An 18,791-nucleotide genomic window follows, 5' to 3' on the forward strand; every position below is an offset into this window, starting at 1 on the left:
GAAGCATACGGGACTCGGCGATTGTTCCCGAACGTGACCCGCGACACGGCTCAGGCGAGCGTGCCGCGGGTACGAGCCCGTGGACTCACGCCGTGGCGGCCTGCATCTGCCGCAGCTCCTTCTTGAGCCCCGAGATCTCGTCGCGCAGCCGGGCCGCCACCTCGAACTGCAGCTCGGCGGCCGCTGCGTGCATCTGGTCGGTCAGCTCCTGGATCAGCTCGGCCAGCTCGCTCGCCGCGGCACCGGACAGCCGGTTGCCCGACGTCGCTGCCTCCTTCGGCGTGCCCGGCACCCGGGCGCCCCGGCCCTCGCCCTTGCGGCTGTTCCGGAACCCGCCGGCCAGCAGCTCCTGGGTGTCCAGGTCCTCGCGGGCGAGCATGTCCGTTACGTCAGCGATCTTCTTGCGCAGCGGCTGCGGGTCGAGGCCCCGCTCGGTGTTGTACGCGACCTGCTTCTCGCGGCGCCGGGTGGTCTCGTCGATCGCCATGCGCATGGCCGGGGTGACCTTGTCCGCGTACATGTGCACCTGGCCCGACACGTTACGGGCGGCGCGGCCGATGGTCTGGATCAGCGACCGCCCGGACCGCAGGAAGCCCTCCTTGTCCGCGTCGAGGATCGCCACCAGCGACACCTCGGGCAGGTCCAGGCCCTCGCGCAGCAGGTTGATGCCGACCAGCACGTCGTACTCGCCGAGCCGCAGCTCGCGCAGCAGCTCGACGCGGCGCAGCGTGTCCACGTCGGAGTGCAGGTAGCGCACCCGCACACCGCGTTCCAGGAAGTAGTCGGTGAGGTCCTCGGCCATCTTCTTGGTCAGCGTGGTCACCAGCACGCGCTCGTTGCGGTCCACGCGGTCGCGGATCTCGCCCAGCAGGTCGTCGATCTGGCCCGTGGTGGGCTTCACCACGATCTCGGGGTCCACCAGGCCGGTGGGCCGGATGACCTGCTCGACGACGCCGTCGGACAGCGAGCGCTCGTAGTCACCCGGGGTGGCCGACAGGTAGACCGTCTGCCCGATGCGCTCGGTGAACTCCTCCCACTTCAGCGGTCGGTTGTCCATGGCGCTCGGCAGGCGGAAGCCGTGGTCCACGAGCGCACGCTTGCGGGACGCGTCGCCCTCGTACATGGCGCCGATCTGGGGCACCGTCTGGTGGGACTCGTCGATGACGAGCAGGAAGTCCTCGGGGAAGTAGTCGAGCAGCGTGTTGGGTGCGGTGCCCGCCTCGCGGCCGTCGATGTGCATCGAGTAGTTCTCGATGCCGCTGCAGGTGCCGATCGAGCGCATCATCTCGATGTCGTAGGTGGTGCGCATGCGCAGCCGCTGGGCCTCCAGCAGCTTGCCCTGCTTCTCCAGCTCGGCCAGCCGGCCCTCGAGCTCCTTCTCGATGCCGCCGATGGCTCGCTCCATGCGCTCCGGGCCCGCCACGTAGTGCGTGGCCGGGAACACGTAGATCGACTGCTCGTTGCGCACCACGTCACCCGTGAGCGGGTGCAGGGTCTGGATCGACTCGATCTCGTCGCCGAACATCTCGATCCGGATGGCGAGCTCCTCGTACACCGGGATGATCTCGACCGTGTCGCCGCGCACCCGGAACGTGCCCCGGGTGAACGACACGTCGTTGCGGGTGTACTGCATGGTCACGAACTGGCGCAGCAGCTGGTCCCGGTCCACGACGTCCCCGACGTCGAGCCGGACCATGCGGTCCACGTACTCCTGCGGGGTGCCCAGGCCGTAGATGCAGGAGACCGAGGCGACCACGATGACGTCGCGGCGCGTCAGCAGCGACGAGGTGGCCGAGTGCCGCAGCCGCTCGACCTCGTCGTTGATCGACGAGTCCTTCTCGATGTACGTGTCCGACTGCGCGATGTACGCCTCGGGCTGGTAGTAGTCGTAGTACGACACGAAGTACTCGACCGCGTTGTTCGGCAGCAGCTCCCGGAACTCCGTGGCAAGCTGCGCGGCCAGCGTCTTGTTCGGTGCCATGACCAGCGTCGGCCGCTGCAGCTTCTCGACGAGCCAGGCAGTCGTCGCCGACTTGCCCGTACCCGTGGCGCCGAGCAGCACCACGTCCTTCTCGCCCGCCTGGATACGGTCGGCCAGGTCGGCGATCGCCGTCGGCTGGTCGCCTGCCGGCTGGTACTCGGAGATGACCTCGAACGGGGCCACCGTGCGCTGCAGATCGGTCACGGGTCGCATGTGACTACCGTACGGCCGACCACTGACACTCCCGCACTGGAGGGTCGGTCAGTGCAGCGTCCCCGCGGCCGTCGCCGGCTCCACCACGTCGCCACGGGCCGCGGCGAGCGCCGTGCGCGCCACGATCTCCAGGGCCTGGGCGATCGCTTCGAGCGGAAGGTGCGCCTCGCCGCCGTCGGACAGTGCGGAGGACTCCGCTGATCCACCTAACTCCTCGGTGCTGCGCGGTACGTGTACAAAGCCTGAGAGCACGCCGGGCCGCTGGGCAAGCGCGTGCTGCAGGGCGTAGAAGGTGGCGTTGCACACGTAGGTGCCGGCGCTGTAGGAGACGACGGCGGGGATGCCCGCCGCGCGCACCGCGGCGACGGCAGCCTTGACCGGGAGCGTGGCGAACCGGGCGGCGGGGCCGCCTTCGGCCACGGGAGCGTCGACGGGCTGGGCGCCGCCGTTGTCGGGGATCCCCGCGTCCATGAGGTTGATCGCCACCCGCTCGACGTGCACCCGAGTGACGCCGCCGGCCAGGCCGGCGGCGACCACGACGTCGGGCGAGTGCTCGTCCAGCAGCCGCAGCAGCGGGCCGTCGGCGGCCCGAACCGGGTCGAACTCCACGGGCAGCACAGCGGTGACCAGCTCGTCGGGCCCGGTCCAGCCGGCGGCGAGGATCCGGACCGCATCGCCGGAGGCATTGACGGCGTCGCCGCCGAACGGCTCGAACCCCGTGACCAAGACCTTCATCGCGCACGCTCCCTACCCGGCGCCGGGCCGGTTCACACGGAGTCTGCCTCCGCCTCCTGCGCGACCTCTGCGGCAACGCGCTGCCACAGGGTATCCACCTGTGTGCGCAGATTGTCCTCTCCGCCCGATCCGTCGAGGGTGACATCTGCGGCAGCGAGCCGCTCGTCGTCGGTGGCCTGCGCGGCGAGGCGGGAGCGTGCGGCGTCCTCGCTCAGCCCGCGCCCCTCCACGAGGCGGCGCACGCGCTGCTCCGCAGGCGTGTGCACCACCACCAGGAGATGGAAGTTGCCGGCCAGGCCGGACTCGACCAGCAGCGGGATGTCGTGCACGACGACGGCGGTCGAGTCTGCAGCTGCCGCCCTGGCCTCGCGCTCGGCCGACAGCCGCCGCACCTCGGGGTGCACTATGCCGTTCAGCCGGGTGCGGGCCGCGTCGTCGGCGAAGATCAGGGCGCCGAGGCCGGGCCGGTCCAGGCTGCCGTCCGGCGTCAGGACGACGTCGCCGAACGCCTCGACGACCTCCGCCAGGCCCACCGAGCCGGGCGCAACCGCCTCGCGGGCCAGCAGGTCGTGGTCGATGACGACGGCGCCGAGCTCGGCCAGGCGCGCTGCCGCGACCGACTTTCCGGCCGCGATCCCTCCGGTGAGTCCGATGCGGAACATGTGGTCCTAAGTGGGCGGGAAGGTTTTCAGTCCTGCTGGGCGTCCAGGCTACTCCCGACAGCCCTGGCCGCCCCAGCTCACAGGCCGGTGACCCCGTAGTCCCGCGCCAGCCGGTCTCGCTCGACGTCGGCCGTGAACGGAGCCGTGCCGTCGAGGATGCCCAGGGCAGCTCGCCAGGCGCGGCGGGCACCGACCTCGTCACCGAGCCGCGCGTGAAGGTCGCCGATCGTGCGGTACCCCTTCGCGACCCCGTTGCGGTAGCCGAGCCTGCTCCGCATCCGCGTCGCACGCTCGTAGGCCCGCAGTGCTCCCCTGAGGTCCGCCGCCTGCTGCCGGCAGAATCCGAGGCTGTCCCAGCTCGCCGCAACGGCGCGCTGGTCGTCGATCTCCTCGGCGAGCCGCAGCGCCTTCTGACACCAGGTCACCGCCGTGTCCAGGTCACCGAGGTGCGCGAGGTCCCAGCCGATGGCGTTCATCGCACGTGCCTCACCCATGCGGTCCCCCGTTGTCCGTGCGTGGTCGAACGCCCGGCGGTCATGTTCGAGGGCCTCGTCCCACCGCTCCCCGGACTCGGCCACGGCCCCGAGCCCGAGGTGCACCTCGGCGCCGCCCGCGAACGGCTTCAGCTCGCGGTTCAGCTCGTCCGCACGCAAGAAGTGGCCGTGCGCTCGCACGTGCTCACCTCGGCGGTTAGCGGCCTTGCCCAGATGAAACTCGGCGCGCGCGGCCATGTCGCGCATGCCGCCCCGGTGGGCAGCGGCCAGGACGGCGGTCTGGGTGTGGGTCGCCTCGCCCCACCGCCCGCTCCACTCCTGGAGCTCGGTGGCGAGAGACCCGATCTGGACGCAGTCGACGTCGTGTCGCAGATCTCCCGCCAGCCGCACGACGGCCACCAGGTTCGCGTGCTCCGCGGCGAACCATCGCTCCGCCTCGGCCTGGGAACCGATCGGCGGAACGCTGACGCCCCGGGTGTCGACCGGGCTGTCGGCTGCCCCGGCCAGCACCGCGGGTCGCAGCCCCGGCCGGTTCACCGCCTCGCGTACCGCGCGGGCATAGTGGTCGAGGAGGCGCCGGACCGCCTGGCGATTGTCGAGACGCGCGCTGAGCTCACCGGCGTAGGCGTGCAGCAGGTCGTGCAGCCCGATCCGGCCTTCGGCGGCCGTCACCAGGTACGCCGACTCCAGCTCGGAGACCCGCCGGCGCGCCTGGTCGACCGGCAGCCCGGCCAGGCTGGCGGCGGCCTCGATCGACAGGTCCGGCGTCGGGTGCACACCGAGCAGGCGGAACAGCCGGGCCGCGGGTGCCGACAGGGACTCGTACGACCGGGCGTAGACCGACCGCAGGTCCGCCGCGTCCTCGCCCAGGGTGAACTGGTCCAGCCTGGGACGGGCCGACCGGAGCTGGTCGAGCACAGAGCCGAGGCCGGCCTCGCGGTGCCGCGCCGCGCGGGCCGCGACGATGACCAGAGCCAGCGGCAGCCTCCCGCACTGACCGGCGATCTCGTCCAGCAGGGCCTCGTCAGCCGAACGGGTGGCCCCGAGGCGGCGCACCAGCAGCTCGCGCGCGTCGCTAGCGGGCAGCACGTCGAGCTCCATCCCGGTCGCCGCCTCGCGGGCCACCAGACCGTCCAGGCGGTAGCGGCTGGTCACCATCACCAGCGAACCCGGGGAACCCGGCAGCAGCGCGCGCACCTGCTCGGCGTTCGCGGCGTCGTCCAGGACGATGAGCAGCCGGCGCCCGTCCGTCAGCGTCCGGTAGCGGGCGGCGCGCTCCTCGAGCGTGTCGGGGGTCTCCGAAGCCTGTTCCCCGAGCGAGACCAGGAGATGCTGCAGCGCGTCGTCGGCGGACAGCACCGCGCCCGGGCGGCTCCCCCGCAGGTCGAGCCAGATCTGACCATCGGCGAACCGGTCCGCCGCGCGGCGGGCCCACCACCCCGTGAGCGCCGTCTTGCCGATCCCGGGCTGGCCCGAGATGACGACGACCGCGGTATCGGACGGGCCCGCCTCCACACCCCCGGGCGCCAGAGCGTCCAGCCGCTCCTGCTCCCGGCTGCGCCCCACAAGAGAGGCCACGTGCGGAACCTGGCGGGGCACGACGGCCTCGGCCTGCGGCCTGATGACACCGAGACTCAGGGCGCCCGTCGCGCTCAGCACGCGGCTCGCCGGATCCTCGCCGGCGAGGGCTCGCACGTGGAGCTCGCGCAGCCGGGCGTCGGGCTCCACCCCCAGCTCCTCGCCCAGGTTGTTGCGCAGGCGGCCGAAGGCGGTCAGCGCCTCCGACCGGCGGCCGGACTCGCTCAGGCCGCGGATGAGCTGGAACCAGATGCCCTCCCGCAGGGGGTGACGCTCGGCCAGGTCCTGGAGCATGGCGACGTCCACGGGCCTGCCCGCCGCGTTCAGCAGGTCGTGCTGCCGCTCGATCGCGGCCAGGCGCTGCTCGGTCAGGCGGGCGCGCGCACCCTCCAGGCACTCGCGCGGCACGTCGGCGAGAGCCTCGCCACGCCATTCGTCGAGGGCGCTGCACAGCGCGACGAGCTCGGCGTCGCTCCCCTCCTCCCGGGCTTTCGCCGCCACGGCCAGCCAGCTCGTGAACCGGCCCACGTCCGTGCTGTCGTACGGCACGTCGAGCAGGTAGCCGTCCGGGCGGGTCTGGACGAGCCCGCCCAGCGGCCCCAGCGCGGTGCGCAGCCGGTTGATCACCACGTGTGTCGACTTCCGGGCGTTCGACGGCGCGGTCCGGCCCCAGAGGGCTTCGGCGAGCTCGGCCGCCGGTACGACGGTCCCGTGCCTGAGGACGAGCAGCGCCAGCGCCGTCCGCGACTTGGGGGAGCCGATCAGGATCTCACCGGTGTCGGCGACGACGACCAGCTCCCCCAGCACTCCGAAGCCCATCCGGCCCACTCCCATCCCCGTCACAGAAGACCTTCAGGAAGTGTGACCGGAGGCGGGCAAGAAATCACCTAAATAGCGCGGTCCTGAGCGCCGTCGGCAAAGTTCACCCGCCCCCTCCGGCAGGTCCGCTTCGAGCAAGCGGACCTGCCGGGCGGAGCGTCAGAACACGCTGTCGCACTGGGTGCGGTCCCCGTCGACCATCCGGCAGATCGTCTTGCTGGGCGTCCGGGTGATGACCGTCGACTCGTAGGTGCGGCTCTGCCGTTCTCCGTTCAGGTTCTCCCAGCTCTCCGTGAACTGCTTCCGGGTCGACTCGACCCGCCACTTCACGTAGTACTTCACGGAGTGCGGCTGGTTGTCCTTGGGCGCGTAGGAGTGGGTCGTGTCCGTGCTCCACGAGACCGTGTTCGCCTCTTTCACCGAGGCGCTCACGTCGAGTGCCTTGGCCACGGTGCCACCGAAGCTGATGGACTTCTCGACGGTACGGCTGCCGCCCTGACCGAAGTGATAGGTACAGGTCTCCCCGATCTTGTCCTGCGAAGGGCCACCGCACATCAGGCCACCGATCTCCTCGTACTCGTAGGCGGTGGTCGTGGGAAACACGCGCTCGATGACGTCGGCCTCGTAGGGCGAGTCCTTGCCGCCGATGTACACGTTCCTCTTGTAACGATTGACCGTGGGCTGCGGCCCGCTCGGCTTGATCTTGAAGACCGACTGGATCGCCTTGACGATCGTCTGGATCGCCTGGAAGAGCCAGCCGAAGAACAGGCCGTCCGCGTCGGAGGCCGACGCCGGGTTGTTGTTCGCGTACGCGTAGCCATTCATCTGCTGCATGTCATGGTGGTCGATGAGCGGGTCCACCGAGATGAACCTGCCCAGCTCCGGGTCATACTCCCGGGCCCCGAGATGGGTGAGCTCGACAGCGGCGTCGATCGTCCCGCCCACAAAGCCCTTCTCGCCCGGCCACCCGGTCGGCTGTTCACCACGCGCCATCCCGAACGGGTCCATCCGGCGTACCGACGTCGCAGAAGTCACCGAGTTGATCGCGACCTGCGCCGTCCCGTGCTGGTCGCTCGCGGTCCAGGTCAGGGTGTTGTCGGTGCGCACGGCGACCGGCTGGCCGGCGTGCGTGTAGTAGCGCGTCGCGGTGAGCTCGCCCGTTGCCTCGTCCGCCTGCAGCTCCTGGCCCGGCAGGTACAGGGTGGAGGCGTCGGAGGCGTGCCGGATCACGCGGTCGCCGTCGGCCCCGTAGACGAACGAGGTGACCTCGTCGCCCTCCGTGACGGACTCGACCCTGCCGAGCTGGTCCCACTCGAGCCGCTGGTCGCCGCGCTGGATCGTGTTGCCGGCGGCGTCGTAGGCATACTCGTCCGCCGAGATCTGCGTCCCGTCGGCTGCCATCGTCTTCGCCGACTCGACCACGTTCGCCTGCTCGGCACCCGGCTCCGGGTACTCGTACCGCTCGGTGACGTTCCCCTTGACGGCGTGGTCCACCTTCGTGAGCCGGTTGCCGGCCTCGTCGTAGGTGAACGACTGCCAGTACGCCGCCGGCCCGGAGAGCTCGTCCACGCTGCGTTCCTCGGCGCACGAGGTGCCAGGGGTCCAGGCCTCGGTCAGCCGGCGCAGGTGGTCGTACTCGAAGCACTGCCGGTCGGTCGAAAGCTCCCCCGGGGTGTCGGTGATCGAGAGCACGTTGCCCGCGTCGTCGTAGTCGTAGGCCAGGTCCGCCTGCTCGGGACGCGGCACCTCGGCGTCGACGACAGTGCGTTCCACGCGGCGGGTGTAGTCCTCGTAGTAGGTGGTGATCCAGGCACGGTGCTCGGTCTCGTCGAACTCGGTGGCGCAGTCGTTCGCCTGGTCGTCCTGGTCGGGCACACCGCCGAGCTGGACACGCTGCATCTCACCGAGCCGCGTGTACGTGGAGCACGACGCGTAGTAGGTGGTCCCCCCGGCGCCGTCGGCTCCCCCGTAGGTCGTCGCCGGGCGCCCGGCGTCGTCATAGGTGTGGAAGATCTGCTCCTGCGCCAGGTCGCCGATCGCGGGCAGGATCTCGCTCTTGAGGCTGCCGTCCGGGTTGTAGGTGTACTCGGTGGCGTACGTCCGCGGACCGCCGTTGCCGTCGCCGAGGATCCCCTCGGACTGCGGGATCGTCAGCAGGCTCTGCTTGGTCTGGTAGGTCGCGGTGTAGGAGTTCGTCTTCGAGGTGAGTGCGTTGCCGTCGGCGTCGAGCTGGATCGCCGACGTCGGTCGCCCCTTGGCGACCGTCACCGTGCCGTCGGGACGCACCAGACGTGTGGTGTCGTACGTCCACCTCGCCAGCACGGTCCCGTCGCTGCCGCCGTCCCGCACGGAGGTCTTGCGGCCCAGCGCGTCGTACTCGTGGCTGAGCACCTGGCCGCGGGAGTCGGTCGTCCGGACGAGCTGGCCCGCCGCGTCGAACACCGACTCCGTCACGCCGGCGGACGGGTCGTCGCCGCGGACCTGCTGCCCAGACAGGTCGTACTCGTAGTCCCACTCGCTCCCGGCCGGATCGATGACCTTCTCGAGCTTCCCGGCGGGGGTGTACTCGTACCGGGTGATGTCGGCAGCACCGGTGGGCGTGTCACCGCGGAACTGGTGCAGCTCCTTGACCTTGCCACGCGCGTCGGTGACGGTCATGGTGGGCGTCCCCCCGTCGGGCGGCGTGACGTACGTCCGATCGCCGCCGTACCGGGTGAGGGTCTTCCAGTCCGTGACCGTGTTGGTCTGGAACGCCGCCTCGACCGGCCGGTTGGCCGCGTCGTACTTGGTGACGTTCTGCCCCAGCGACTCCGAGTCCGCAGCGCGCCACAGGCGCGAGTCGACAGGATCCCCGTTGAAGAAGGGGTTGGTGACTATGTACTCGCGGCCCTGGGTGTCGTACCGGTGGTCCGTCAGCAGGCGGCCGCCGCCGGCGGCCGGGGCCTGCTCCTGTCGCACGCGGTAGCTGCCGTCGTAGATGGTGCGCGCCTCGACGTACCTGGCCTGCGCGTCGTTCGAGTTCGGGCCGAGGTGGCGCGCGGTCACCACGTTCGGCGCATCACGGCTGATGGCATAGTCGAAGGTGGCCGACGGCGCAGCCGGGTACTTCGTCCGGAGGCGGTCGGTCCCCCACACCTTGATCACCCGCCCCAGGGCGTCGTAGACGTTCTCGCTGATCAGGCCGTTCGGGTCGGTCACCTTGACCGCCTGCCCGTTGCTGACCTCCAGGTCGGTCCTGGTCGCGAAGCCCTTGGGGTCGGTCACCACCGTGGCGGTCGTCGGCCCGCCGGCCGCAGGTGTGTAGGCGGTGGTGGTGGCCCGGTCCAGGGCGTCCGCCGTCCGGGTCACCCGCCCGTGCGCGTCGTACGACGTCGTCGACCGGGTCTCCCATACCGGTTCGCCCGCCTCGTAGCGCACCGCCTTCTCCACCAGGGTGGGGTTCCCCTTCGTCGGCGCCGCTCCCTCACCCTGCCCGTCGTACCGGGTCCGCTGGTCCACGACCGCGTGCTCCGGGTACGACGGCGTCTCGCCGCAGCCGACCGCGACCGTCTGGACGCGTACGGGGAACGACACGAGCCAAGCACTCTCGTTGGCGGCGTACGTCGTGGTGGTGCACAGGTCGTCGCTCGTGACCAGGACGTCTCCCCGGTCGTCGACGGTGGCCGGCTGCCCGTAGTCGTCGTAGGTCGTGACCTTGCGCGTCTCGACCCGTCCGCCGGAGTCCTTCGGCGTAAACGTTCGCTCCGTGCCGATCCCGGTGAAGTACGCCTTGAGGTCACCGCGCGTGGCAGTGGGGCCGCGCCACACCGGGTCCGTGAGCGTCTTGATGACCACCGGCGAGTCGTCCGCGATGCCGTTCCGCGTGATGGACTCACGCTCGAACCCGTGCAGCCAGTCGTGGTCCGTGTGCTCACCGTTCTCGGAGTCCTTGATCACCACCGGACGCCGGCCACCCTCCGGGTTCAGCCGGTCCTGGTCCATCCCCCGGTAGTAGTACGTGTCGGTCCGCGTCTGCGGCCCGGACTCGTCCTCGGGGTCGCCCGCGATCTTGGTGACGTGGGAGAAGCCGCGGAACTCGTTCCAGTTCTTCTTGTCCGGGGGCGTGAACTCGCTGGTGTCGTAGTGCCACGCGGCGCCGTCGTACCGGTACTGGATCTGCTGCTCGATGCTGGAGCTGATCAGGTCGCTGACGACAAGCCCGGAGACCACGTACTTGTTGAACCAGGCGGTCTGCTCCGCATGTGTCTCGTCGGCCCAGGTCGCCGGGAAGCACCGGCGGTCGTTCGTGTGCGGCTGGGCCGGGACGCGGCCGGCGCCGTCGAGGCAGTTGGCGGGGGCATAGGTGACGCTGATGACGCCGCCGGCCTCGGACACGACGCTCGTGATCCGGTACCGGTTGATCGGCGTCTGGTTGTCGGTCACCACCCGGTTGGCCATCTGCGCGCCCTCGAACGTGACCTTCGGCAGCGTGGCGCCTGCGCCCCCGCCGATCAGGCCCGTGTGCTCGATCGACTTGAGCCAGAGCGCGGCTCCCGAGCTCCCGTCGCCCGGGCTGGGGTAGGACTGGTCGAGCTTCCACCGGTCGACGGCGACGAGCTCACCGCCCTTGCGGACCTTGGTGGTCACCGTGTCCAGGCGCTGACCGGTCCAGAACGTGGGCGAGAAGTTCTCGGCACAGGTCGCGCCATCGCACGACCGGTTCAGCGGCGTGTCCGGCCAGTTGTGGTGCTTGGCTGTACTGCACTCCGCCGCCGGGAGGCCCGGGATGCACCTGATCGCCGTGCCGAACTCCACCGTCGCGGCGGCCGTGCTCGACGCCGTCGTGTGCAGCCCGTACTGGATCTGGTTCAGCCAGCCGCCACGGTCGTAGGTGATCGCCTTGTCGCCGTCGTTGAAGTCGCCGTACCGGTTGGTCTCCTTGGTGTAGTCGTAGTGCATCGTGTTCCCGTTGCGGTCCACGACCTTGTCCAGGTTCCACCGCCAGGCCTGGTCGCACCGCGACGCCGTGAACGACGCCTCGCTGAAGCACGGCTCGCCCTTGTCGTCGCCGTACACCCGGACCTTCCACACGGAGTTCGACGCCGGCCGCGACCCGAAAAAGTACTGGGTGCCGTCGGTGGTGGTGATCTTCCACCCCTCGCCGTCCGTCTGACCGCCGTCCGCCGTCCCGATCTGCTGCACCCGGGTGTAGCTGTCGTTCTTGAGCTTCCAGCTCTCGCCGCCGGAGCGGATCATGATCCCGCCCCCGCCGTCGAACACGGAGGTGGCGTTGTCGCTGCGCCAGCAGAGATCGCCGACGTTGTCGAAGCCCTTCTTGGGCGCCCGGCTGCCCTCCTTGTCCTCCATGCACGCGCCGTACGTGCGCTCGACGAAGCTCTCCCCCAGGCTCCAGCCGTCGCCCACCCAGCCCGGCTGGTTGTTCGTCGCGCTGGTCCGCCCATCCACGGCTGAGGATGCGTAGCCCAGCGCCAGGCTCGGCTGGAGGCCGCCGGGGGTCGGCGGGACGCGCAGCGGGTAGGACCAGGTGAAGTCACCGGTCTGCTTCGACACGTCCCACGTGGCGGTCGGCGACAGCGGCGTCGCCGTCGGCCGCCCGCCGCCGTCGGACACCTCGCTGCCGGGCTGCTGCCCCGAGCCGAGGGCGTCGTCGGTCGAGTCGCCGCGCGCCGGGGTGTCCATGGCATCCGCGGGCACCACCGGCACCGAGGGCATGCTGCCGATGCCGCCCGGTGTGGCCGCGGAGGCATCGGGCGGCACCTGGGCCACCACCAGCAGTGAGGCCACCAGGGCGGTCATCGGGACCGTCGCGATCCACCGGCGACGGAAGGTGCGCTGCTCAGGGCTCGAGTGCCGGGTCATGGCTGGTCTCCTTCGGTCTGTGCGGCGAGATCCGCGATCTCCTGCGCGGACAGGGCGCCCATCCAGGTGTCGACCTGGTCGATGGCTCCCGTGAAGAACTCGGCGTTCGCCGCGCGGAGCTGACCGCGCCCGATCGCCATGCGGCGTTGCGCCGCGGAGAGGGTCACGCCGTCCTGGATCCCGACCAGGGCGCCGTCCATGTACAGCCGTAGCTGCCTGGCCGGGTGGTCGTACACGCCCACCAGGTGCGTCCACTTGTTGAGCGCCGCCGGCGGCCCGGAGTAGGCCCGCGCGAAGGTGCCGTCGTCGGCGTCCGTGGTCCAGCCGCCGAACGACCAGCGCCCGATGTTGCCGTCGTACTGCAACGAGAAGTCGCTCATCCTGGTCCCGTCCTGCGAGGCGATCGTCTGCACGCCCTCGCTGTCGGCGACCCGCACCCGCGCGGCGACGGTGATGCTGCCGTAGGTCGGCGCACCGCCGAACGTGCCCTGCGCGAATCCGGGACTGGCGGCGTTCAGGGAAAGGGCCCGACCGAACCGGCCGTCCACGAACCCGAAGGTGCCGTGGGCAGTTGTCGTGCTCTTGCGCCACGATGTGTCGGCGACCGTGTCGTCGTCGAACGTCCAGGTGCCGTGCGGCGGATCCCAGACGTCGTTGTACACGGCACCCACCTCGGCGTCGGACACACCCTTGTCGAAGATCCGGACGTCGTCGATGTGGCCCTTGAAGGGGATGGTGAACTCGCTGCCGGCGTCGCGCTGATGTGCGCCGATCCGGAAGGTGCCGGACGCCCCGACGGACTCGACGCCGGGCAGGAGCTCGGACATGCGGCCGTTCACGTACAGGCGCATCTGGTCGAGGTTCGGCACGTAGACGAGCGCGAGGTGCGTCCAGTGACCGACCCGCACGGTCTCGTCGGAGTAGACCTCCTTGACGACGGTCGTGCCGTCGGCGCCGCGCGACGCCATGACCGCGGCCCACCGGTTGCCGGCCCGCGTGAGCACGTAGTTGTGCCCGCCGCTGACGACGGCCTCCCAGGCTCCGCTGCTGCTCGCGGTCGACGGCCAGACCCAGGCCGACGCCGCGAACGCCTCGCCGGCGCCGGGAACGGGCTCCGCCGCGGACGCATAGCTGTCCACACCGTCGAAGCTCCGCCCCCGGCCGTGCCTGCCGCCGACGACGTCGGTGGCGAGCGCACCGTGCATGGTCGTGGCCACTGACCCGACGGCGTCGACCGGCGCGGCCGTGCCGTCCGCCTCGTCAAGCTTCCAGTGATGAGCGGGCGTGGGAGGCTTCGGCGGAACCGGGTCCAGCAGCCCGCCCGAGGCGTAGAACTGGTGCAGCTCCCTGACGCGGGTGTCGTTGAACGCGCCGGTGTAGGCCCGCACGTCGTCGACCACACCGGGGAAGTACTCCGCCGGGTTACCCGACTCGTCGCGGCCGCGGCCGATCTGGAGGTCCCCGGGCGACGGCCAGGCCTCGACGCCGTCGCCCTCGCTCACGCGCACCGCGTCGACGAAGAGCCAGATCTTGCCCGTGGGAGCGTGGAAGATCCCCGTCAGGTGCACGGGCCGGTCGAAGTCGCACGGAGCATCCGGGTCGGGGTCGAACGGGTCGCACCGGAACAGCCCGATCGAGGCGACCTTCGTCTTGTTCTCGTTGGACATCTCGAAGACCCAGTCGCCGTTCTCGTGCGCGGCGTCCGCCCCGGCCTGGTAACCGAGCCGGAACCGGCTGTCGCCGTCCGACGCGCCGTCCAGGCTCAGCGCCGTGTGCACGCACTCGCCGGGACCGGGTTCGGCCCCGCCTTCCTCCCAGTCGTCCCAGGTACAGGCTTTGTCCCGGTCGAGCTGCACGACGGCGGAGACCGTGAACGACCCGTCCGTGCGGACGTCGAGGTCCGAGGCGGAGAGGTAGTCGTCGACGCCGTCCAGCTCGAGCGCGTTCCCGACCACGCCGTCGGTCCAGCCGACCTGCGCCGCGGCCGGAGCCGCAGCCGCGCTGCCGCCCACGGCGTCCGCCGCGCTGGCGCCCTGGCCCTCGTCGAGACGCCAGTTGTGCCGCAGCGTCAGGTCCCGGCCGGCCAGCTCAGAGACCTCGTCCGGGAAGAGCGCCCTGCCGTACGCGGTGACGTCGTCGACCGAGCCGAGCACCCGGTTCTGGCGGTTGCCGGCGTTCAGGGCGGCGCCGATCTGCAGCCCGCCTGCCTGGTGGTTCCACGCGGCCGGCGCCGGCGCCGTGCCGGCCGCTTCGCCGTTGACGTAGAGCGTGATGGTCTTGGCAGTCGCGTCGTAGACCCCCGCGAGGTGTGTCCACACGTCTTCCTGCGCTTCCGGCCCCTCCACCACGTAGGGCGTACCGGCGGTGTCGGTGGGCGGCTTCTGGAACCCCCACCGGCCGTTCGCCAGCTTGACGAGCTGGAACGCGCTAGTGGTCTGCCCGTCCTGGGACACGATGGTCGAGGTGCCGTTCAGGTCGTCGATCCGGGCCCACGCGGTGACCGCGAAGCTCTTGGTCGGGTCGACCGCACGGGGTGCCGAGATCCAGTCGTCCCCGTCGCCCGTCAGCGCCTTGTCGGTGCCGTCGGAGGGCAGATCGGTCTGCCCGGGCCCCCACTGGCAGGCGGCCGCGGACGTCGCGCCGTTGCAGTGCACCGTCCCGTCCAGGGCCTGCCCGGTCTCGTTGGTCGCGTCCCCGTCCAGCAGCCAGCGGCCCACGGCGACGTCGTCGCGCACCACGATCGCCTGGACCTCTTCGGCGCTCAGCGCCCTGGTGAACGCCCGCACCTCGTCGATGGCCCCGTTCCACCGTGACGACGGCGTCCCGTCCAGCCCTCGGCCGATCACGAACGAGCCGCTCGCCGCGAACTGGGTCTGCGCCCGGGCCGCGGGGGCGCCTGCCGGGGCGCCGTTCACATAGAGCCGGATGCTCCTGTTCGCCCCGTCGTGGACGGCGAACAGGTGCGTCCACCCGGTCGGGTCACCGGCGGCCACGCGGATCACGGCGTCGCCCGCCGCGCCCTGCGTGTCCGAGGCGAACGTGGCGTACTCCCACTGCGCGGTCGTGGCCCCCGTCCTCAGGTACGAGAGCGTGAACCCGCTGCGGTTGACGCCGTCCTGCGACAGTGCGACCACCCGGTCGCCCACCGCCAGGTCCGCCAGCACCGCGGCGTCCAGCCGGACGTGCCCGCCCACCGAGTAGCTGCGGTTGGTGGTCACGACCGGCCCGTCGGACGAGACCACCTCGCCGTCGGCCCCGCCCACGTGCACCGCCCGGCCGACAGCACCCTCGGCGACGCTCGGGTCCTGCTCACCGTCCGCGTCGCAGTCTCCGCAGAGGTAGGCGTCCGGGTGCAGCACACCCGCCTGACCGCCGGGCACGCTGTTCAGCGTGGTGCTGCTGCCGTCCTTGTCCTCGAACTTCCACTGGGCGGCCTGCACGTTCGAGCCGGCCACCGCCGCCTTGACCTCCGTGGCCGTCAGCACCCGCTCGTAGAGCTTGACCTCGTCGACCATGCCCGGCCAGTGGTCGACCGCCGCCGCACCGTTCCACATCGTCCGGCCGATCTGCACGTCGCCGTCGGCGTCCCAGTCCTTGCACGCGGCCGTGCGGGTCACCTCACCCGCCGGCTCGCCGTCGACGTAGAGGCTCAGCTTCCGCGTGCGTGCGTCATAGGTCCCGGTGAGGTGGGTCAGCACGTCGGTCTCGGACGGCTCGGCCGAGGCTGCCATGGACGTGCCCTTGTACTCCTCGTCGGAGCAGGCCATGCCGAACACCCAGCGGCTGCCCTCTTCCACCCCGTCGCCGTCCTCGTCCGGCCGGTTCCACAGCACGAAGCCGGAGAAGTTGGTGCCGTCCTGGCTGACCGCGGCGCGTGCCCCGGTCGTGTTGTCCAGCCGCACCCACGCGGAGACCGAGAAGCTCGCGTCCGTGCGGACGGCGTTCGGCGCGCTGGCGTGCCCGGTGCGGCCGTCGAACGACAGGCCCTGGTTGATCGCACCGTCGGCGTACGACGCGCCGTCGTGCAGCATCACGTCGCGGTCGCCCAGGTAGGCACGGTCCTTGCCCGTGCCGTCCAGCGACCAGTCCGCGTAGGCGCCGTTGCCGGGACGCACCCGCAGGTGCTGGACCACGAGCGGGCTCTTGTTGCCGGCACGGTCGACGGCCTGCACAGAGAAGGTCCGTGGGCCGTCGCCGGGCGGGGTCGTCCAGACCGAGGCGTTCCCGCCGAGCGCGTCGGCGTCGATCTTGTTCGCCGGTTGGCTGGTCCAGCCCCACAGATAGTGGTCGACGTCGTCGTCGCCGGCGGCGTCGGTGCACTTCCCCGCCGTCACGAGCGCGGGGGTGCACGCAGTGAAGTCGAACCGGCCCTCGACACCCACCCCGCCGTGCCAGCGGTTCTCGGCGCTGTACAGGAAGTTGCCCACCACCGGCGCGGTGGGCGCCTTGCGGTCGACGACAAACTTCGGCCCGACGCCGACCGGTCCGTCGTCGTGCCAGTCGCGGGCGTTCACCTGCCACGTCACGGTGTTGACGGCGTTCTCGGCGGTAGTGATCGGCCGCGAGTGCACGGTCCCTGACTGCGCGGCGTTCGGGCTCACGTAGTCCGTCGTCTGACCGTTGCTCGTGTACCGCCAGACACCCTGCAGCCCGTCACCGTCGGGATCGTTCAGGGTCGCCTTGATGCTCACGCTCGAGTCGCTGATGTACGGCACGCCGGCGCACCACTTGCAGGGTGCCTGCAGCGGCGGGTCGGTCAGCAGTCCTGCCGGGGCTTCCGGCACCGTGTTGAAGCGGGCGATCAGCTTGGCGTTGTTGTTGTACTTGCGCCACCACGGTGAGTTCTCGGTGTCGGCGTCGTTCGCCGGCGAGACCAGGAACGACGTGTGCCCGCCGCGGTTGACCTTGGCCGTGACGTCGACCGCTGCCGTCTTGGCCCCGGGGCAGCCCCACTTGGCGTTGACCTTGGGCACCAGCATCTCCATGGCCGGGCCCTCCCAGCCGGGCTTGTTGTTCCACGTCGTGCCTGGTCCGGGTTCCCACGTCGCCTTGTGCACGAGGTGATACCGGTTGGTCGCGTTGCAGTCCGGGCTGTACTCGACGACCGCGTTCAGGTCCGCGTCCACGACCACCTTGCCGGCCAGGAAGCTCGTGTCGAACCGCCAGTACGTCCACGCGACGCCGATGTTCTGCAGGCCGCACGCGCCCCACCCCGACCAGCACCTGCCGACCTGCGCCAGCGGCGGCTCGCCGCTCGTGTTCCAGCCGTTGAAGTTGGGCAGACCCGAGAGCACCGTCGCCCAGCCGAACTTGTCTGCCGTGTGGTCCCTCATGATCGTGATCGGGAACTGCGTGTCGCCGTCGACGGCGCTCTCCTCGGGCGTCAGGCTTCCCGAGCCCGGCTCGCCACCGGTGTCCAACGCGACGGGCTGCCCCTCCGCGTCGGCTCCCACCGGGGGCGGCGCCGAGATGGCTCCGTCGCCCTTGGCCGCCTCGACCGTGAGGCCGCCGTCGCGCCGCTCGACGGCGTCGCCCTCGCCGCCGGACACGTCGAGGTTGAACGGGTCGGCGATCAGGGCCTCGGCGGCCGCCCGGTCGCGCACCACCAGCCGCGTGGAGAAGCCGTACGAGTAGGCGACCACCTGCAGGTCCACCCCGGGCCGGACGTCCGCGTAGGTCGCAATGGCGCCGTCGAGCGACGCAGCCGGGAGGCTCTCGGAGGAGGTGAGGCCCAGCTCTGCTCCGCCCTCCTGGATCGCTGCGAGCTCGGTGGCGGATCCGCCCGGCGAGAAGGCGAGGTCCACCGGCGTCGCGCCCGGGCGCAGCAGGCCGTCCTTGCCGGGGCTCAGGTCCGTGTTGATCTTCTGCCAGGTCCCGTCCTCCGCCCTGGCCCGGATCGGGGACGAGTTGAGCTCCGCGACCATCTGCCCGTCGGGTTCCGCGTAGACCGACTGCGTCTCGGTCCGCAGCTCGGGTGCCTCGACTCGCTTGCCGGTCGCTCGTGCGGTGGCCGCCGCCTTCTGCTCGGCGCGCTCCTCGCGCGTCGGTCCGGCAAGGTCGAGGGCCGACGGCGCGGCAGGCGCCTCCGCCGCGGTGTCGACGGCCGCTGCGGACGCAAGACCCTCCGCCTGGGCGGGGATGGTGAGCGCACCGGCGCCGAGCGGCACGGCGATCGCCAACGAGACCACTGCCGCGAGCGCACGGCGTGACGGGGTACGACCTGCCTTCGGCATCAACCAGCCGACAGCCCTCGTGCCTGACTCGGAATCCCCGCCTGAACGCATCGCTCAACCCTTCGTCGTCGTCCGGCACCTCAGCCGGACACCACACAGGCGAGCATCTTGGGGAGGGCTAACAGATCGCTCTCATTTCGACCACGGCCGAATCACCCACAGCGGTGTGGCACGACCTCTGCCGGCCCGGAGTGCGGCGCCGTACGGTGATCCGCGA

Annotated in this window: 6 protein-coding genes; all 6 read right to left on the reverse strand. The window is 71.0% G+C overall.

The window, feature by feature from the left end; all coding sequences use genetic code 11:
- Positions 1 to 85: 85 nt before the first annotated feature.
- Positions 86 to 2,194, reverse strand: a complete 2,109-nt coding sequence (uvrB, locus tag AB1046_RS06015; protein ID WP_369373362.1) for an excinuclease ABC subunit UvrB — start codon at positions 2,192 to 2,194, stop codon at positions 86 to 88.
- Between the two features lie 48 nt (positions 2,195 to 2,242).
- On the reverse strand, positions 2,243 to 2,929 hold the full coding sequence (locus AB1046_RS06020; protein ID WP_369373364.1) for a pyroglutamyl-peptidase I: 687 nt from the start codon (positions 2,927 to 2,929) through the stop codon (positions 2,243 to 2,245).
- A 32-nt stretch (positions 2,930 to 2,961) separates the two neighbouring features.
- Entirely contained in the window at positions 2,962 to 3,591 is a 630-nt protein-coding gene (coaE, locus tag AB1046_RS06025; protein WP_369373366.1) for a dephospho-CoA kinase, read from the reverse strand.
- Positions 3,592 to 3,668: 77 nt separating this feature from the next.
- Positions 3,669 to 6,497, reverse strand: coding sequence for a BTAD domain-containing putative transcriptional regulator (locus AB1046_RS06030; RefSeq protein ID WP_369375590.1), 2,829 nt, complete (start codon positions 6,495 to 6,497; stop codon positions 3,669 to 3,671).
- A gap of 144 nt (positions 6,498 to 6,641) precedes the next feature.
- The gene (locus tag AB1046_RS06035; RefSeq protein ID WP_369373368.1) at positions 6,642 to 12,341 is read right to left on the reverse strand and encodes an RHS repeat-associated core domain-containing protein; all 5,700 of its coding nucleotides are present in this window, start codon (positions 12,339 to 12,341) and stop codon (positions 6,642 to 6,644) included.
- A complete protein-coding gene (locus AB1046_RS06040; protein ID WP_369373370.1) occupies positions 12,338 to 18,574 on the reverse strand; it encodes a LamG-like jellyroll fold domain-containing protein in 6,237 nt (2,078 codons plus the stop codon). The genes AB1046_RS06035 and AB1046_RS06040 overlap by 4 nt, the downstream gene beginning before the upstream one ends.
- Positions 18,575 to 18,791: the final 217 nt, after the last annotated feature.

The organism is Promicromonospora sp. Populi (genome assembly GCF_041081105.1).
Taxonomy (GTDB): Bacteria; Actinomycetota; Actinomycetes; order Actinomycetales; family Cellulomonadaceae; genus Promicromonospora.